General features: G+C 59.9%; 13 protein-coding genes. 6 read left to right on the top strand and 7 right to left on the bottom strand.

The genetic code is table 11. The features are described 5' to 3' along the window. Positions 1-43 precede the first annotated feature (43 nt). Together ligD and ACWKWM_RS09645 are read left to right on the top strand one after the other, a co-directional pair. Entirely contained in the window at positions 44-2,650 is a 2,607-nt protein-coding gene (ligD, locus tag ACWKWM_RS09650; RefSeq protein ID WP_483845925.1) for a DNA ligase D, read from the top strand. Between the two features lie 256 nt (positions 2,651-2,906). Beyond that, positions 2,907-3,248: a carboxymuconolactone decarboxylase family protein gene (locus tag ACWKWM_RS09645; RefSeq protein ID WP_483845924.1), complete on the top strand. Its 342-nt coding sequence runs from the start codon at positions 2,907-2,909 to the stop codon at positions 3,246-3,248. Between the two features lie 132 nt (positions 3,249-3,380). Here the strand turns inward: ACWKWM_RS09645 and ACWKWM_RS09640 are convergent, their stop codons facing one another. The 6 genes from ACWKWM_RS09640 to ACWKWM_RS09615 form a co-directional block, all read right to left on the bottom strand. Then, on the bottom strand, positions 3,381-3,716 hold the full coding sequence (locus ACWKWM_RS09640; RefSeq protein WP_483845923.1) for a hypothetical protein: 336 nt from the start codon (positions 3,714-3,716) through the stop codon (positions 3,381-3,383). Positions 3,717-4,074: 358 nt separating this feature from the next. After that, the gene (locus ACWKWM_RS09635) at positions 4,075-5,151 is read right to left on the bottom strand and encodes a nucleoside hydrolase (RefSeq protein WP_483845922.1); all 1,077 of its coding nucleotides are present in this window, start codon (positions 5,149-5,151) and stop codon (positions 4,075-4,077) included. Between the two features lie 130 nt (positions 5,152-5,281). After that, positions 5,282-6,595 (bottom strand): MFS transporter, encoded by a 1,314-nt coding sequence (locus tag ACWKWM_RS09630; RefSeq protein WP_483845921.1) that lies wholly within the window; start codon positions 6,593-6,595, stop codon positions 5,282-5,284. A gap of 180 nt (positions 6,596-6,775) precedes the next feature. Further along, positions 6,776-7,408, bottom strand: coding sequence for an N-carbamoylsarcosine amidohydrolase (locus ACWKWM_RS09625; RefSeq protein WP_483845920.1), 633 nt, complete (start codon positions 7,406-7,408; stop codon positions 6,776-6,778). 163 nt (positions 7,409-7,571) lie between these two features. Continuing rightward, positions 7,572-8,390, bottom strand: a complete 819-nt coding sequence (locus ACWKWM_RS09620) for an alpha/beta fold hydrolase (protein WP_483845919.1) — start codon at positions 8,388-8,390, stop codon at positions 7,572-7,574. Beyond that, positions 8,387-9,535, bottom strand: a complete 1,149-nt coding sequence (locus ACWKWM_RS09615; RefSeq protein WP_483845918.1) for an FAD-dependent monooxygenase — start codon at positions 9,533-9,535, stop codon at positions 8,387-8,389. Before ACWKWM_RS09615 ends, ACWKWM_RS09620 begins: the two co-directional genes overlap by 4 nt. 342 nt (positions 9,536-9,877) lie before the next feature. Between ACWKWM_RS09615 and ACWKWM_RS09610 the strand changes: the two genes are divergently transcribed. From ACWKWM_RS09610 to ACWKWM_RS09595, 4 genes are all read left to right on the top strand, one after another. Next, positions 9,878-10,930, top strand: a complete 1,053-nt coding sequence (locus ACWKWM_RS09610; RefSeq protein WP_483845917.1) for a 2,5-dihydroxypyridine 5,6-dioxygenase — start codon at positions 9,878-9,880, stop codon at positions 10,928-10,930. A gap of 182 nt (positions 10,931-11,112) precedes the next feature. Then, positions 11,113-11,571 carry a MarR family winged helix-turn-helix transcriptional regulator gene (locus tag ACWKWM_RS09605; RefSeq protein ID WP_483845916.1) on the top strand — a complete coding sequence of 153 codons (459 nt, stop codon included), beginning with the start codon at positions 11,113-11,115 and terminating at the stop codon, positions 11,569-11,571. 411 nt (positions 11,572-11,982) lie between these two features. Next, on the top strand, positions 11,983-12,471 hold the full coding sequence (locus ACWKWM_RS09600; RefSeq protein ID WP_483835528.1) for a (2Fe-2S)-binding protein: 489 nt from the start codon (positions 11,983-11,985) through the stop codon (positions 12,469-12,471). 14 nt (positions 12,472-12,485) lie between these two features. Continuing rightward, complete coding sequence (locus tag ACWKWM_RS09595) at positions 12,486-16,055, top strand: molybdopterin cofactor-binding domain-containing protein (RefSeq protein ID WP_483845915.1); 3,570 nt, start codon at positions 12,486-12,488, stop codon at positions 16,053-16,055. A gap of 165 nt (positions 16,056-16,220) precedes the next feature. Here ACWKWM_RS09595 and ACWKWM_RS09590 read toward each other — a convergent pair whose 3' ends face one another. Continuing rightward, positions 16,221-16,862 carry a TetR/AcrR family transcriptional regulator gene (locus ACWKWM_RS09590; protein WP_483845914.1) on the bottom strand — a complete coding sequence of 214 codons (642 nt, stop codon included), beginning with the start codon at positions 16,860-16,862 and terminating at the stop codon, positions 16,221-16,223. Positions 16,863-16,871 lie beyond the last annotated feature (9 nt).

Below are 16,871 nucleotides of genomic sequence, written 5' to 3'. Positions count from 1 at the left end.
AACCGGGGAAGATCCGTCAGCCGGTGCAGAGGGTTAATCGATCATGGCCAAGCCCGTCAGCGAGTACACGCGTAAACGTAATTTCGACGTCACCTCAGAGCCCCCGGAAATCGCCACCAAACGCGGCGCGACAACCAAGAATCAAGCGCTGAGTTTTGTCATTCACAAGCACGACGCGCGCAACCTGCATTACGACTTCCGCCTGGAGCTGGACGGCACGCTGAAAAGTTGGGCGGTGCCCAAAGGCCCTAGCCTTGACCCGAAAAACAAGCGCCTGGCCGTGCATGTCGAAGATCACCCGCTGGGCTATGGTTCATTCGAGGGCAGTATTCCTGAAGGCCAATACGGCGCTGGCGATGTGATCGTCTGGGATCGCGGCGTCTGGCAGCCCCACGGCGATCCGCAGCAAACCTATAAGGACGGCAAGCTCAAGTTCACGCTCATCGGCGAAAAGCTCACGGGTGAATGGGCGTTAGTGCGCACGCATTTACGTGGCAGTGGCGACAAGGAGCAGTGGCTGTTGATCAAGGAAAAAGACGAAGCCGTGCGCACTGAGGACGAGTACGACATCGTGGTTGACCAGCCGCAAAGCGTGGTCAGTGGCGCTACGGTGGGTGAGGGCAGGAAGAAAGCGGCTTCATCACCGACCAAGACCGCCAGCAAAGCCAGCGCGGCCAAACCGTCCGCAAAAAAAACGTTGGGCAAAAAGGCGGCAGTACCGAAAAAACTCTCGCCGCAATTGGCGACCCTGGTGGACACCCCGCCTGCGGGCGATTGGCTGTATGAAATCAAGTTCGACGGCTACCGGATCATGACGCGCATCCTGGACGGTGATGTGCGCCTGTTTACCCGCAATGGCCACGATTGGACCGATCGCCTTCCTCTTCAGGCCAAGGCGCTGACCGCGATGAAACTAGGTGACGGCTGGCTGGACGGTGAAGCGGTGATGCTCAACGATGCCGGTCTGCCGGATTTCCAGGCGCTGCAGAATGCCTTCGAGATCGGCCGCAGCAAAGACATCGTCTACTACCTGTTTGACGCGCCGTTTCTCGATGGCGAGGACCTGCGTCAAACGGCAGTGGAAGACCGCCGCGCGACCCTCAAAAAGCTGCTGGGCAAACAGCGCAGTAGGTTGCTGCGGTTCTCCGATGCCTTCTCGGCGAGTCACCGGGATATTGTTGAAAGCGCGCGGGCCTTGTCTTTGGAAGGGGTGGTCGGCAAGCGCGCTGGCAGTTTCTACGACGCCAGACGCAGCCCCGACTGGATAAAGCTCAAGTGCAAGCAGCGCCAGGAATTTGTGATCGTCGGCTACACCCGCCCTCAAGGGACGCGCACCGGTTTCGGCGCGTTGCTGCTGGCAGTGAACGAGGAGGGTGCCGGATTGGTATATGCCGGCCGCGTGGGCACCGGGTTCAACCAGCAAATGTTGGACGAGATGTACAAGCAGATGAAGGCGCTGGAACAGGACGCTTCGCCGCTGGAAAAGAAACTCACCAGCGCCCAGGCGCGCGGCGTGCACTGGATCAAACCTGAGTTGGTGGGTGAAGCCGAGTTCGGCGAATGGACCCGCGAAGGCATCATTCGTCACGCCTCGTTCATCGCGCTGCGCACGGACAAGCCGGCCAGCGAAGTGGTGCATGAATATCCGAAAACGCCAAAGGACGTGAAGCCGCCTTTCAAGCCCAAAACATCTAAACCGGCTGCGGCAGATCAGGCTAAGCCCAAGACTGCCAAGCGTGTCGGCAAAGGGAAAGTCGAAGTTGCGGGCGTGGCGATCAGTCATCCAGAGCGTGTCATCGACAACGAGAGCGGCCTGCACAAAATCGATCTTGCGCAGTTCTACGAGTCGATTGCCGACTGGATTCTGCCGCATCTGGTGCATCGCCCAGTGGCACTGTTGCGCTGTCCGGAGGGCGTTGAAGGTGAGCAGTTTTTTCAAAAGCATTCAGACCGGCTGGCGATTCCCAACATCAAGCAACTGGACCCCAAACTGGACCCCGGCCACGCGCGGCTGATGGAAATCGACAGCGTGCAGGCGCTGGTTGGCGCTGCACAAATGGGCACGATCGAGCTGCACACGTGGGGCGCCACCAGCGACAAAATTGAAACCCCGGACCACTTCGTCCTCGATCTGGACCCTGACTCCGCATTGCCGTGGCGCAGCATGGTCGAAGCTACCAGCATGACGCTGGCGGTGCTGGACGAGCTGGGTCTCGAGGCGTTTATCAAGACCAGCGGTGGCAAGGGAATTCACATCATCGTGCCGCTGGCGCGGGGTGCTGACTGGGATACGGTCAAGGGTTTCGCCAAGGCTGTTTCGCAGTTCATTGCCGACAAACTGCCGGAGCGATTTACTGCCGTGATGGGGCCGAAGAATCGTGTGGGCAAGATATTCATCGACTACCTGCGTAATACCCGTGGCGCCAGTACCGCCACTGCCTATTCCGTGCGCGCGCGACCGGGTTTACCGGTCTCCGTGCCGATTACTCGTGAAGAACTGAAGACGCTTAAATCTGCCTCGCAATGGAACATCGCCAACCTTCAGGCACGACTGCGCAAGCTCAAAGCTGATCCTTGGGCGGGGTATAAAAACAAACAGCGGATTACCAAGAAGATGTGGAAGCAGTTGGGCGCGACGCCGCCAGCTTGAGGTTTGCGTGATGTTGTAGGAGCAAACGTGTTGGCGAGGGCGACAGTGCGGCGAATCGCAGAGCCCGCTTCGCGAACAAGTTCGCTGCGACAGGGTAGGGGGGGATGTGGCAGACGTGGACTAGAGTGAACGTACCGCGTTGGCATTCATTTGAGATCCAAAAAAAATGAGCCAAACGCACAAGTTTGCCTACTGCCACTGGCCCAGACTGCCCCAGACCCGGCGCAGTCCGTCGCCGCTATCAGGAGATTGCATCATGTTCAGCAACTGGTCGGACCTGGTTGTCACCATCAAGAAATCTTTCGGCGCGCTGTCCAAATCCAACCCCAAAATGGTCAAGGCCTACATGGCTCTGGGCGACGCTGCCGCCGAAAACAACGTGCTGGATGCCAAGACGCGGGAGTTGATTTCCCTGGCCGTGGCGATCACCACCCGCTGCGACGGTTGTATCGGCGCCCATGCCGAGGCGGCCATAGCGGCTGGCGCCACCCGCGAAGAAGTGGCTGCCGCGCTGGCCACCGCGATCTCGCTTAACGCCGGCGCAGCTTATATCTACTCGCTGCACGCGCTTGAAGCGTATGACGCGTTGAAGAAGTAACGATCAGCACCAGCCTGTAGGAGCGAACTTGTTCGCGAAGGAACGTGCCAGTTACACCGCGGCGTTGGCCTCGCCAACAAGTTGGCTCCTACAGAACGATTCGGAGATCAATCCAGCGCTGTCTGTTCGCTGTCACGCCACTGAACTGTGCGTATCCCCTTGCTCGGCGGGATAGAACTCGCCATCGAGATTCAATTGGGTCAAACGCGCGCGCACGGCGTCTTCTATTTCCATCACGTTGGCGGTGTCGTCGATGTCATCGGGGACCAGCCACACGCGGGTAACGTTTTGCCCGTGGGTGCCTTCGCTAAGCATGTCGTGGGTAAACAGCTGGTTGGCGCGCCAGAGGCAGAGTTGGTCTTCCTTTGGGCCGTGTTCGGCGAGGGAGGAGGCTGATGACAGCCAGATTTCGTTGAAGGCGCTGAGGTCGGCGTCACTCAGTTCTGCCAGAGAGATCAAGGTTTTCATGAAGGTTCCTCGTGGGCGGGTGCATAGACTCTGACGCACGTTGATGCTCAGGCGTTCCCGCTAACAAAGGGTAGAGGACAAATCGGAAGGCTGGGAGGCGTTTACTTACCGAACGCGTGCGCGGACTTCTGTAGGAGCCAACTTGTTGGCGAGCCCGACCTTGATGAGCCTCACTGCTCTGGAGTCCCCCACATTTAACCTGTGGGAGCGGACCTGTCCGCGAAGAGGCCCGCATGATCGACATCGATCTGTCGCCTGGAAGATAGTCTTCGCGGACCGGTCCGCTCCCACGGGTGAGTGTTTTCGTCAGATAAATCAGTGTGTCATTTGATGCTGACTGGACAACGAGGTATTGCAGTCAGTGCTTTACCGGCGCAGGCAACGTCACCAGCGACACGTACTCATCCCAAAACGCCTTTTGATTGATGCCGTACACGACCTTGGCCTTTTGCGTGCCCACCGGCGCGCCTTTTTTGTAGGCCATTGAACGGCCGTAGTCCGGACCGAAATGCGCATCGACGTCAACCCACACGTCTTTGGATTCAGTCACCAGTTCCGGGTTCACCAGATACAGCGCGGGCAGGCTGTCCCAGGTGAAGCTGTGATAGGCCGGATCTTTGTCGAACTCAGGGCCCAGAACGGCTTTGTACAGGTCAGCAATCACGCCTTGTTTGGCGATGACGCGGTTAAACACCGAAGCATCGAAGATGACTTTTTCACACACGTCGTTGGGGAATATCACGTGTTCGATAGGGGAGCGCAGCACGATACGTGCCGCTTCCGGGTCGAACCACCAGTTGAATTCCGCCGCTGGAGTGGTGTTGCCGGGGATTTCCATGGCGCCGCCCATGTACACGATGCGTTTGATCAACGGCACGATTTCCGGGGCGGTGCGGATTGCCAGCGCCACGTTGGTCAGCGGCCCGACCGCCAGCAGAGTGACTTCATGGGGGTTGCGCTTGACGCTGTCGATGATGAACTGCGCGGCGGACTCGTTGCGCAGTTTGGTGTGCGTCGCCAAGCCATCGGGTGGCGCGACCAGTTGCGAGGGAGAAGTAGGCCGCGGGTGCTTGAACGCGCCGGGCCAGCCGGAACCGAACAGCGCCTGTTCCTGCGTGTACGTGGAAAAATCATGCAGCAGCGGATAGGCCGCGCCGGAGTACACGCCGACGTCTTTCTCCACGCCCATGCGCTCGACCGCTTTGAGCGCATCGACTTGCGCCTGATCGACCCAGGCGTTGCCGCTGACCAGGGTCATGCCCAGCAGGTCTATCTTCTTCTGCGCGTGCAGCTGTGCCAGCATGATGAACGCCTGACCGTCGTCGTTGAGCACGTTGAAGTCGGTGTCGAAAATGACCTTCTCCGCCGCTTGCAGCGAGGTGGCAGACAGGCCAACGGCCAACGCCAGGGCACAGCTTTTCAGGAACGCCTGCATGCTTTGATTCCCTTTTTGAAAAAAACACCGGCCCTGTAGGAGCTGCCGAGCAGCGCGAGGCTGCGATGCGGCAAATCTGACACGCCGCAATCGCAGCCTTCGGCAGCTCCTACAAGTCTTGGGGTGATAGTTATCTGTTCACCAGCTTGGCCGGCAACGCGATCACCAAAAAGCTGCTGAGGATCAAACATCCGGCGAAGAACCACAACGCCCCGGCGCTGCTGCCGGTGACGTCGATCGCGATGCCCATCATCGAGTTACTCACCAGCCCCGCAATGTTCGCCAACGAGCACGCCAGGGCAAATCCCGTAGCGGCAGCGCGGCCTTTGAGAAAGGTCGCCGGCAGGCTGAAAAATACCGGCACCGCGCCAATGATCGCCGCCGAAGCAATGGCGAACAGAATCACCGTCATCACCACGCTGTGGGTGAAGTACGTGCTGGCCGCCATGGCCATCGATCCGATCCAGAATGGCACGATGATGTGCCAGCGACGCTCGCGACGACGGTCCGAGCTGGCGCCGATCATCAACATGCCGATCAATGCCGCAACACTGGGCAGCGCCGTCAGCATGCCGATGTGAAAGGTATCAACCACGCCAGCGTTCTTGATGAAGGTCGGCATCCAGAAACCCATCGCGTAGGCACTGAGCAGGATCGAGAAATCGATGCCGCCGAGCATCCAGACTTTCAGGTTGAAAAAGCCGTCACGGAAACTGTGTTTGCTGTCTTTGCCTTCTGCGTCGTCCTGGCGCAGCTCGCTTTCCAGCAGAGCCTTCTCGTCGGCGTCCAGCCATTTGGCCTGTTGCGGGTTGTTCGGCAACGCCCAGAACGTCAGCACGCCCAATAGCACGCTCGGAATGCCCTCAATCAGAAACAGCCACTGCCAGCCACGCAGGCCACCGGTCGTGTCGAAATGGCCCATGATCCAGCCCGACAGCGGGCCGCCGATCACGCTGGACAGCGGCAAACCGATCATGAACAACGCGATGATCCTGCCCCGTCGATAGGTCGGAAACCAAGTGGTCAGGTAAAACAGCACGCCTGGCAGAAAGCCCGCTTCAGCGGCGCCTAGCAAAAAGCGCAGCACATAGAACTGGGTTGAAGTGGTGACGAACAGGGTGCACACCGAGAGCAGGCCCCAGGTGATCATGATCCGCGCGATCCAGATTTTTGCGCCGATCTTCTCCAGCGCCAGGTTGCTCGGCACTTCAAACAGGATGTAGCCCACGAAAAACAGCCCGGCGCCCAGGCCGAATGCTGTTTCGCTGAGGTGCAGTTGATCGAGCATCTGCAGCTTGGCGAAACCGATGTTGATACGGTCCAGGTAAGCGGCCAGGTAGCAGAAGCACAGGAAGGGAATCAGCTTCCAGGTGATCTTGTGGTAAAGCGCCTTGATCGGGTCCGCGGCGATGGTCGCAGCGGTTTGTATGTTCGCAGAGGGCATCGGGTGGCTCCTGGCGTTTCGGTCTGGTTCTTGTGGCGGTTGGGTGCTGCGCGCGGATAAAAAAACCGTGACATTTGTCGGTGTGCTGGCTGGCCCCTTCGCGGACAGGTCCGCTCCCACATGGGATCGCGTTGTACCTGTGGGAGCGGACCTGTCCGCGAAGGGGCCAGCCGGGACAACCTATTTCTGGAAATAATCCAGCGCTTCCTGCTTGGCCACCACATCGCCGTACTTGTTGTCGATATCAAACAAATTCGCCTCATGGGGCGCGGAATGCCGATCCCCGACGCACTCACGCACGACAATGGTCCGAAACCCGTGCTGCACCGCATCCACTGCCGTTGCACGAATGCAGCCACTGGTCGAGCAGCCCGCCAACACTACGGTATCGATGTCCTGTACGTGCAACAGCGACGCCAACGATGTGCCGAAAAACGAGCTGGCGTATTGCTTGCTGATCACTACTTCATCGGCGGTAGGCAGCACTTCTTCACAGAACGCCGCCAGCGGATTGCCTTCGACCATGTCCTTCATCACCGGGGCCTTGATCACCCACATGCCGCCGTCGATAAAGTGCTTCGGGTGGTAGCGGATGTTGGTGTGCACCACCAGCACGCCGTGCTCACGGGCACTGGCCAGCAGCTCGACGCTTTCTGCAACAGCGGTGACCACGCCCGGCGCATACAACGGCGCGCCTTCCTGGGTGTAGCCCTGCATGAAATCGATCATCAGCAGCGCGGCTTTTTTGCCGAACCCTACGCGATTGCCCCACACGCCCTGATAGTTGGCGTCTGCACTTTGCTCTTCACTCATGGCGCTCTCACTGTGCAATTAAATTGTTCAAGCCAACGCCTGAAACCTGTGGAAGGGAGCTTGCTCGCGAGAGGTCAGTACAGTCGATGCATCTTCACTGCCTGAAGCACCCATCGCGAGCAAGCTCCCTCGCACCGATACCCGTCCAATTCCAATCCTGTTCTCAAGTCAGTGGCTGGCCGAGGAAATCGCCGAACGCGACGAAGAAGCCCGGCAGGTTGTCCCACGGGATCATGTGGCCTGCGTTCTCGACGCGGGCGATCATGATCTGCGGCTGCAACTGGCGAATTTCGGCTTCGTCCTCCGGCAGAATCACACCGCCGCGGCCGGCAACGATGAGCAGGGCAGGGACGGGCAGATTCGGCAAATCCTGGTGAAAGTCTTCTTCGTGGAAATCGTTGAACGCCTTGACGATGGCCGGCTCGTAGCAGGTGTGCAGCCATTCTGCGCGCAACTGCAGTTGCTCCTCGGTCCAGGTGGCGCAGAAGGCGCGCATGTCATTGGCGCTCATGCCATTTTGCGACTGGCGAATCGAGTCTACGTACCACGGCAGCTTCGCCGGATACTCCCGACGGCCAGGTCCCGAAACCGGCGGATCGATCAACACCAGGCTTTTCAGGCCGCGCGGGTTACGCACTGCACTGCGTACTGCAAAACGCGCGCCCATGGAGTGACCGGCCAGGTGATAACTGTCCAGGTTCATCGCCTCGGCAAACGCCGAAATGTCATCGGCGCAGGCGTCGACGCTGTAATCCAGTTCCGGTCCGGTGGAGGAGAGGCCGCGGCCGCGTGCATCGAGCACGTAGGTGTCGAAATACTTGCCCAGACGCTCGGCGACAAAACCCCAGGTGATGGCAGGGCTGGTGATGCCCGGTATCAGGATCAGCGCCGGTTTGCCCTGATGCTTTTCTCCGCCGTAGCGCAGGTAGTGCTGACGGATGCCATTGGCCTGAACGTTGCCGCCGTGGATGAAAGTGCTCATGCGCTCACCTCGGATTTGAGGTCCTGACCGTAGAGGTCATAGCCGAAGACCCAGGCCGGATCTTCCTGGGTGCGCAGCCAGGTATTGGCGTTCGACACGGCCTGCACGCGGGAGGCGCGCTCCTTGCGGTTGGCTTCATAGAGCTTGAACGCGGTGCTGTAATCGGTGAGCCCGGTTTCCTGCAGGCAACGGGTCAGCATCGCGGCGTCTTCGATGGCCATGCCTGCGCCTTGAGCCATGTGCGGCTTCATCGGGTGGCAGGCATCGCCCAGCAGCACCAGACGCCCGCGGCTCCACAATGGCAGAGGATTGCGGTTGAGCAACGGCCATTTGGTCACGCTGGTAGTGGACTCGATCAAGGCCTGCACCGTGGGGTGATAGCCGGCGAACGATTCGTACATTTCCGCCTGGCTGCTGTCGACCCAGCCACTCTGGAAATCCCATTCCGGGTGCGGCACGCCGGTCACGTAGTAGTACTCATCGCGCTTGCCGGTGGTGTGGTAGACCATCATGTGACGGTCCTCGCTCCACCACTTCACGCAGTTCTCGAAGTCCAGTTTGTACTTGGTCAGCACTTCGCTCGGGATCAGCGCACGGTGCGCGACCCAGCCGCTGTAAAGGGGTTTTTCTACGCCCAGCAGTTCTTCACGGATGCGCGAGTTGATGCCGTCGGCGCCGATGACGATGTCTGCGTCAGCGTGGGTGCCGTCGGCAAAGTTCAGACGCACGCCGTTTTCGGATTCTTCAAGGGTGGTCAGGCATTTGCTGAAATGCACGCTGCCCGGCGCCAGGGTCGACATCTGCAATGCATGCAGATCGCCACGGTGAACGGTGATGTAGGCCGCGCCGTATTCCTTGAGGGAGAACTCACCCAGGGCAATCCGTGACAGGTAGTCGCCGGTGGCGCCATCACGGCTGAACCAGAAGTCCGGGTGTGAGCCCATGTCGCTGAGCTGCTGCTCAATGCCCATGCGACGGAAGATTTTCATGATGTTCGGACCCATGTGGATCCCAGCGCCGATCCGCGAGAACTCGGCCGCCTGTTCGTAGACATCAACCGTGAAGCCCGCTTTCTGCAACAGCGTGGCTGCTGCAGCTCCGCCCAGACCTGATCCGACAATGGCGATTTTTTGCGTGTTTGGCATGGGGCGGTTCCCTTGTGCTGCTTGAAGACAGTTGAAATTTGAGCGACTCAATGCTGTCGCCATGTTGCGTTTTTAAAGTGTATACGCTGTTTTCCTGAAATGTGAATAGGTGTTTCAAAAAATACTGGTTTGAACGATAAGTGCCATCGTAACCCGAGGTAACGCCCGTAAATTGGGGTTTGTGTGCATATGTAACGAATTGGCTCAGCTCTTGCAGACGGCGTTTATTTGATGTCTGATCGCGTTTAATAAGTGTGTACGCTTTAAAATATGCACTACTCTGAAGCGCGATGCCTTTCAATGGTGCGTTTGGTGAATGGCCAAATGCCAAGGAGACGAAAAATGGCGGTTAGTGATAGCGAATTGGCTCAAATGTTTGAACACGTTCTGAAGCTGTCGAAAGTCGACACGACCCAGAGCGTTGCGATCTTGAAGAGCCACTACTCCAATCCCCGCACCGTGCGTGCGGCGATGGACGCGGCTCAGCGTTTGGGCGCCAAGGTCTACGCGGTGGAATTACCCTCGTTCAATCACCCGATGGCCATGGGTAACGACATGACCGCCTACTGCGGTGATACGGCCCTGACCGGCAACATCGCGGCACAGCGCGCGCTTGAAGCGGCTGATCTGGTGATCGACACCATGATGCTGCTGCATTCGCCCGAGCAGGAGCAGATCCTCAAAACCGGCACGCGCATTCTTCTGGCCGTCGAACCCCCGGAAGTGCTGGCCCGTATGCTGCCGACGCTTGAGGACAAAGCGCGGGTACTGGCCGCCGAAGAGGTGCTGAAAGCAGCGCGCACCATTCAGGTGAAGTCCAAGGCTGGCAGTGATTTCCGCGCACAGCTGGGGCAATACCCCTCGGTCACCGAGTACGGTTTTGCAGATGAGCCAGGACGTTGGGACCACTGGCCCAGCGGCTTTCTGTTCTCCTGGCCCAACGAAGAAACCGCCGAAGGCACCTTGGTCATCGACATTGGCGACATCGTGCTGCCGTTTAAAACGTATTCGCGCGAGCAGATCACGCTGGAGATCGATAAAGGCTTCATCACCAAGATCCACGGCGGTTTCGAGGCCGAGTACCTGCGCGACTACATGAAGTATTTCAACGACCCCGAGGTGTACGGCATTTCCCACATTGGTTGGGGTTTGCAGCCGCGCGCGCAGTGGACGGCCATGGGACTGCACGACAAGAACGACGGCATGTGCATGGACGCCCGTGCATTCTACGGCAACTTCCTGTTCTCCACCGGGCCGAACACCGAAGTCGGCGGCAAGCGCAAAACCCCGTGCCACCTGGACATTCCGCTGCGCCGTTGCGACATTTATCTGGATGATCTGGCCGTGGTGCTGGGCGGCGAAGTGGTTGCGCCTGAAGCGTCGAAGGCCCGCTGAGATCTTATTCTGTGGGAGCGAATTCATTCGCGAGAGGCTGGTACAGCCGATATCAATACATCGGCTGAAATACTGCTTCGCGAATAAATTCGCTTCTACAGGTCAGTGGGCGCGATTCCCCTCCACCCCCGCACACGTTAATGTAGCCGCCAATTCCCTCCAGCCCGCCAAACGAGCCGCCTGTGTCCACTGACAACCCTTCCAGTAACGACGCGTCTTACGCTTTCTCCAACCAGGTCGGCCACCTGCTGCGCAAGGCCTATCAGCGGCATCTGGCGATCTTTCAACAGAATGTCGGCGACTCGCAGCTGACCGCGGTGCAGTTCGTTACCCTGTGCGCGCTGCTTGATCACGGTCCCAGTTCGCAAACCGAGCTGGTCAAGGCAACGGCCGTGGATCAGGCCACCATCCGCGGCATTGTCGATCGCCTCAAGGCCCGCGACCTCATCAGCCTTGAGCCGGACCCGCAAGACAAGCGCAAAGTCATCTGCAGCCTGACCGACAGCGGCCTGCAACTGGTGCAGGAAACCGTCCCCCGCGCGGCGCAGATCAGCGAACTGACCCTGAACAAACTCAACCCGGCCGAGCGTGTGGCGGTGCTGTTCTTGCTGCGTAAGTTGATTGATGACTCGGACGAGTAACTAACCCGGTTGCACTGAAAAACCCCGAACCGTGGGAGCGGACCTGTCCGCGAAGAGGCCCGCAAGGCTCTTACACATCCAGCGCCTGAACCGTTGTCTTCGCGGACAGGTCCGCTCCCACGGGGGACTGACGCATGTCCAGAAACCATCCTTTATCTTCTGAACTCTTCAACAGCGATCACAATTACCTGTAGGAGCTGCCGAAGGCTGCGATAGCGGTGTATCAGACATTGGCATAAAGCTATCGCAGCCTCGCGTTGCTCGTCAGCTCCTACAAAAGCGCGCCATCCGTGTTCGCAAAACCATCCTTCATCTTCCGCTTTCCGCCACTGGCACGCTTCCTGCTCCCATTTCATGAAGTGAATACTTCATCAAACGCCAGGGACGGTCGGTAACAGACGGGAGCGCAACATGAGTGAGCGTGCAGTCGCGGCAGAGAAGACCGTGACGCTGCGGGTCAACGGACAGACGACATCGGTCACGGCGATGGCCGACACGCCGCTGCTGATGATTCTGCGCAACGACCTGCAACTCAACGGCCCCAAGTTTGGCTGCGGGCTGGGCGAATGCGGGGCGTGCACGGTCATCATCGACGGCGTGGCCGCGCGGCCCTGCGTGTTCCCGCTGGCCGGCGCCGAAGGCCGCGACATCACGACCCTGGAAGGCATCGGTACGCGCGAATGCCCACACCCGGTGCAGCAAGCGTTCATCGACGAGCAAGCCGCGCAATGCGGTTACTGCATGAACGGCATGATCATGACCGCCAAGGCCTTGCTCGACCGCAATCCGCACCCCACCGAAGCACAAATCCGCAACGAACTCTCGGCCAATCTCTGCCGTTGCGGCACCCACATCGAAATTCTGCGTGCGGTGATGCGTGCCGCTCGCCAACAGCCTTGAACGGATCCACGACCATGACCCAGACCACGCCTACCCGCGATCAACTGCTGGCGAAAAACGGCGTATTGCTGATCGTCGACGACATCCTGCCGCCGTCCGGTCCTGTGGCCAAAGGCGGCACCCCGACTATCAGGCCCATGGAGTTGGGGCTGTTCATCGCCATCGATGAAGACAACACCGTTTATGCCTTCAACGGCCATGTTGATCTGGGGACCGGCATTCGTACCTCCCTGGCGCAGATCGTGGCGGAAGAACTCGACCTGACCATGGATCAGTTGAAGATGATCCTCGGCGACACCGAGCGCGCACCCAATCAGGGCGCGACCATTGCCAGCGCCACGCTACAGATTTCTGCCATTCCGCTGCGCAATGCCGCAGCCGAGGCCCGGCGCTTCCTGCTGGACGAAGCGGCCGAGCGCTGGTCGGTCAATGCGCAATCGCTGGTCATCGAAGCAGGCGTGATCAAGGCTGAAGACGGCCGCACTTTTCGTTTTGGCGAACTGGTCAGCGGCCAGCACATCGAACTGCGCATCTCCGGCGACGCTCCGCTGAAAAAACTCGAGGACTACAAACTGGTGGGCCAGGCCGCGGCGCGGGTCGACATCCCCGGCAAAGCCACCGGCGAGCTCACCTACGTGCACGACATGCGCTTGCCGGACATGCTTCACGGTCGGGTGGTGCGCCCGCCGTACGCAGGTTTCGACACGGGCGATTTTGTCGGCAACAGCCTGCTGGAAGTTGATGAGTCGTCCATCGCCCACATCCCCGGCATCGTGCGCGTGGTGGTGATTCGTGACTTCGTCGGCATCGTAGCCATGCGCGAAGAGCAGGCCGCCAAAGCTGCGCGGGAGCTGAAAGTCACCTGGAAGCCCTGGCAGCACAAGCTGCCGGACATGAGCGATGTAGAACAGGCGATCCGTGACAACCCGAGCATTCAGCGAGTGGTCCTGGACAAGGGCAATGTGGTCGAGGCACTGGACGGTGCCAGCGAGCGGATGACCCGCACCTATCTGTGGCCCTACCAGATTCACGGCTCTATCGGACCGTCCTGTGGGTTGGCGGACTACCAGCCAAACGGCATCCGTGTATGGTCCGGCACGCAAAATCCGCACATGCTCCGGGCAGATCTGGCCTGGCTGCTGGAATATCCCGAAGACAACATCGAAATCATCCGTATGGAAGCCGCCGGCTGCTATGGCCGCAACTGCGCCGATGACGTGTGTGCCGACGCGGTGTTGCTGTCCCGGGCGGTGGGTCTGCCGGTGCGGGTGCAGCTGACTCGCGAGCAAGAGCATGCGTGGGAGCCCAAAGGCACCGCGCAGTTGATGGAAGTCGACGGCGGCCTGAATGCTGACGGCGGCGTGGCCGGGTATGACTTCCAGACCAGCTACCCGTCTAACAACTCACCGACGCTGGCGCTGTTGCTGACCGGGCGCGTCGATCCGGTTGCCACAATGTTCGAAATGGGCGATCGCACGTCGATCCCGCCCTACGACTTCGAGCACATGCGCATCACCATTAACGATATGGCGCCCATCGTCCGCGCCTCCTGGATGCGCGGCGTGTCGGCGCTGCCCAACACCTTCGCCCACGAGTCGTACATCGATGAGCTGGCCTTTGCCGCCGGCGTCGACCCGATTGAATACCGCCTGCGTTATCTGCACGACGAGCGCGCCTCGGAGCTGGTCCGGGCGACTGCCGCCCGCGCCGAATGGTCGCCGCGCACCGAGCCGATGCAGATGGTTGAAGAGGACGGCGTGTTGCGCGGTCGCGGGTTTGCCTACGCGCGCTACATCCACAGTAAATTCCCTGGTTTTGGCGCGGCGTGGGCGGCGTGGGTTGCGGACGTGGCGGTGGATAAACATACCGGCGATGTCTCGGTGACGCGGGTGGTCATCGGCCATGACGCCGGGATGATGGTCAATCCGGCCGGCGTGCAGCACCAGATTCACGGCAATGTGATTCAGTCCACCAGCCGTGTGCTCAAGGAACGGGTGACGTTCGAGGAGTCCACGGTGTCGAGCAAGGAATGGGGCGGTTACCCGATCCTGACCTTTCCCGAGGTGCCGAAGGTCGATGTGATGATGATGCCGCGTCAGAGCGAGCCACCCATGGGCGCCGGTGAGTCCGCCTCGGTGCCCAGCGCTGCGGCGATTGCCAACGCGATTTACGACGCCACCGGGATTCGTTTTCGTGAGCTGCCAATCACGGCTGAGCGAGTACTCGCGGCCCTGAAAGGCGCAGGCGAGGCCGCCAACAGCAACCCGCCGGAATCGCCGAAAGCCAAGCGCTCGAAATGGCTGTTTGGTTCTTTGTTCGCAGCCTTTGGTGCGATTTTGGGCGTTGCCGCGACGGCGTTCCCGTTCAAATCTGAAATTGCGCCGATCACGCCGCCGAGTGCTGGCACCTGGTCAGCCTCAACGCTGGAGCGCGGTCGGCAACTGGCGGCAGTGGGCGACTGCGCGGTGTGCCACACGGCACCGGGCGGTGTGACCAATGCCGGTGGACTGGCGATGCAGACGCCATTCGGCACTTTATATAGCAGCAACATCACGCCGGACCCGGAAACCGGCATCGGCAACTGGTCTTATCCTGCGTTCGAGCGGGCGATGCGTGACGGCATCAGTCGTGATGGCAAGAACCTCTATCCGGCGTTTCCCTACACCGCTTTCAGAAACATCAACGACGCCGACATGCAGGCGTTGTACGCGTATTTGATGTCGCAAACCCCTGTCAAACAGGCGCCCAAGGCCAACGACATGCAGTTCCCGTTCAACATGCGGCCGCTGATGGCAGGCTGGAATGCGTTGTTCCTGCGCAAGGGCGAAATTCAGGTGCAGCTCCAGCAAAGCGAGCAATGGAATCGCGGCAATTATCTGGTCAACGGTTTGGGGCACTGCGCAGCGTGTCATTCGCCGCGCAACCTGATGGGCGCGGAGAAGGGCGGCGCGTCGCTCCTGGCCGGCGGCATGGTTGATGGCTGGGAGGCGCCAGCGCTGAACAGCCTGTCGAAATCGCCGACGCCGTGGACCGAGGATCAGCTGTTTAATTACCTGAGCACGGGCTACTCCGACAAGCATGGCGTGGCGGCTGGGCCCATGGGGCCGGTGGTGACGGAACTGGCGAAATTGCCGAAGGCCGATGTGCGGGCGATGGCGGTGTATCTCGCGTCGTTGAATGGCTCGGCTGAGGCTGCAGCTGTGCCGGTTGCGCAAGAGGTCGCCCAACCGACCGTCAGCGCAGTGTCCTTAAACAACGGCCAGCGAATTTTCGAAGGCTCGTGCCAGGGCTGTCACGCTGACGGTCTGGGGCCGAAACTGTTTGGGGTGAGCCCATCGCTCGCAACCAACACCAATGTTCACAGCGCTATGCCGGACAATCTGGTGAAGGTGATCCTGCAGGGGATTTCCAACCCGGCCACGCCAGATTTGGGTTACATGCCAGGCTTCAAGGACAGCCTGTCTAATACCCAGATCAGCGAACTGTCTGCGTACTTGCGCCACCGCTTCGCGCCGAGTGAGCCGCAGTGGGCGGGGTTGATTGAGAAGGTCGCGCACCTGAGGGCCAATCCCGGGACGCATTGAATGATCAACAGACCTGTGGGAGCGGACTTGTCCGCGAAGGCTATCTGTCAGGCGCGATAGATGCGTTGGATGTAACGGCCTCTTCGCGGACAGGTCCGCTCCCACAATGAGTGGTCCACCTGCAAATTCCGGACAAACACACATCCCTGTAGGAGCGGCGCGCGGCTAGGGCAGCCTCATCACCCCCCGCACCACCAGATCACTGATAAACGCCAGCCAGTCCTGCCGCTGTTTCGGCGCCGCGATGTCCTGATCAAGGAACGAGGTCAGGGTGTGCAGGTTGGAGTTATAGAAGTAGCAGAGCGAGGCGATCATCAGATAGACGTGCTTGATATCCAGGTCCTGACGAAACAAGCCCTGCTGCTGACCGGCTTCGATGACCGGCCGGAGCACGCCCACCGCTTCCCCTGACAGGCGCCGCAGTTCGCTGGATTGCCTGGCGTGCTTGCCCTTGTGCAGGTTCTCAATGCTCAGGATTGCGACGAATTCCGGGTGCGTCACGTAGTACTCCCAGACGAATGCCACCACTTGCTGCAACGTTTCCACCGGCGTGGAGGGGTCCAGACGCAACGTGCTTTCGGCCAGGTTGAACTGCTCGTAAGTGTGCTCAAGCACCCGCACGAACAGCTTTTCCTTGCTGCCGAAGTAGTAATAAAGCATGCGGTCATTGGAGTCGGCTTCGGCAGAAATGCGCTCGACGCGGCCGCCGGAATAGCCGTCTTCGGTGAACACCTTGATCGCCGCCTGGAGAATCCGCGCCCGGGTCTGGTCGGCTTGTTGGGCGCGGACGCCGGTCTTTTTGCTCACGCTGGCGAT

Source organism: Pseudomonas rosaeacicularis (genome assembly GCF_057128745.1).
Note: the sequence above shows the minus strand (reverse complement) of the source record. Positions and strands in the feature narration are given on the sequence as shown.

Bases quoted from the DNA above. Each gene is read 5' to 3' on its own strand.
- ligD (WP_483845925.1), top strand. From the start codon at position 44: ATGGCCAAGCCCGTCAGCGAGTACACGCGTAAACGTAATTTCGACGTC.
- ACWKWM_RS09645 (WP_483845924.1), top strand. From the start codon at position 2,907: ATGTTCAGCAACTGGTCGGACCTGGTTGTCACCATCAAGAAATCTTTC.
- ACWKWM_RS09640 (WP_483845923.1), bottom strand. From the start codon at position 3,716: ATGAAAACCTTGATCTCTCTGGCAGAACTGAGTGACGCCGACCTCAGC.
- ACWKWM_RS09635 (WP_483845922.1), bottom strand. From the start codon at position 5,151: ATGCAGGCGTTCCTGAAAAGCTGTGCCCTGGCGTTGGCCGTTGGCCTG.
- ACWKWM_RS09630 (WP_483845921.1), bottom strand. From the start codon at position 6,595: ATGCCCTCTGCGAACATACAAACCGCTGCGACCATCGCCGCGGACCCG.
- ACWKWM_RS09625 (WP_483845920.1), bottom strand. From the start codon at position 7,408: ATGAGTGAAGAGCAAAGTGCAGACGCCAACTATCAGGGCGTGTGGGGC.
- ACWKWM_RS09620 (WP_483845919.1), bottom strand. From the start codon at position 8,390: ATGAGCACTTTCATCCACGGCGGCAACGTTCAGGCCAATGGCATCCGT.
- ACWKWM_RS09615 (WP_483845918.1), bottom strand. From the start codon at position 9,535: ATGCCAAACACGCAAAAAATCGCCATTGTCGGATCAGGTCTGGGCGGA.
- ACWKWM_RS09610 (WP_483845917.1), top strand. From the start codon at position 9,878: ATGGCGGTTAGTGATAGCGAATTGGCTCAAATGTTTGAACACGTTCTG.
- ACWKWM_RS09600 (WP_483835528.1), top strand. From the start codon at position 11,983: ATGAGTGAGCGTGCAGTCGCGGCAGAGAAGACCGTGACGCTGCGGGTC.
- ACWKWM_RS09595 (WP_483845915.1), top strand. From the start codon at position 12,486: ATGACCCAGACCACGCCTACCCGCGATCAACTGCTGGCGAAAAACGGC.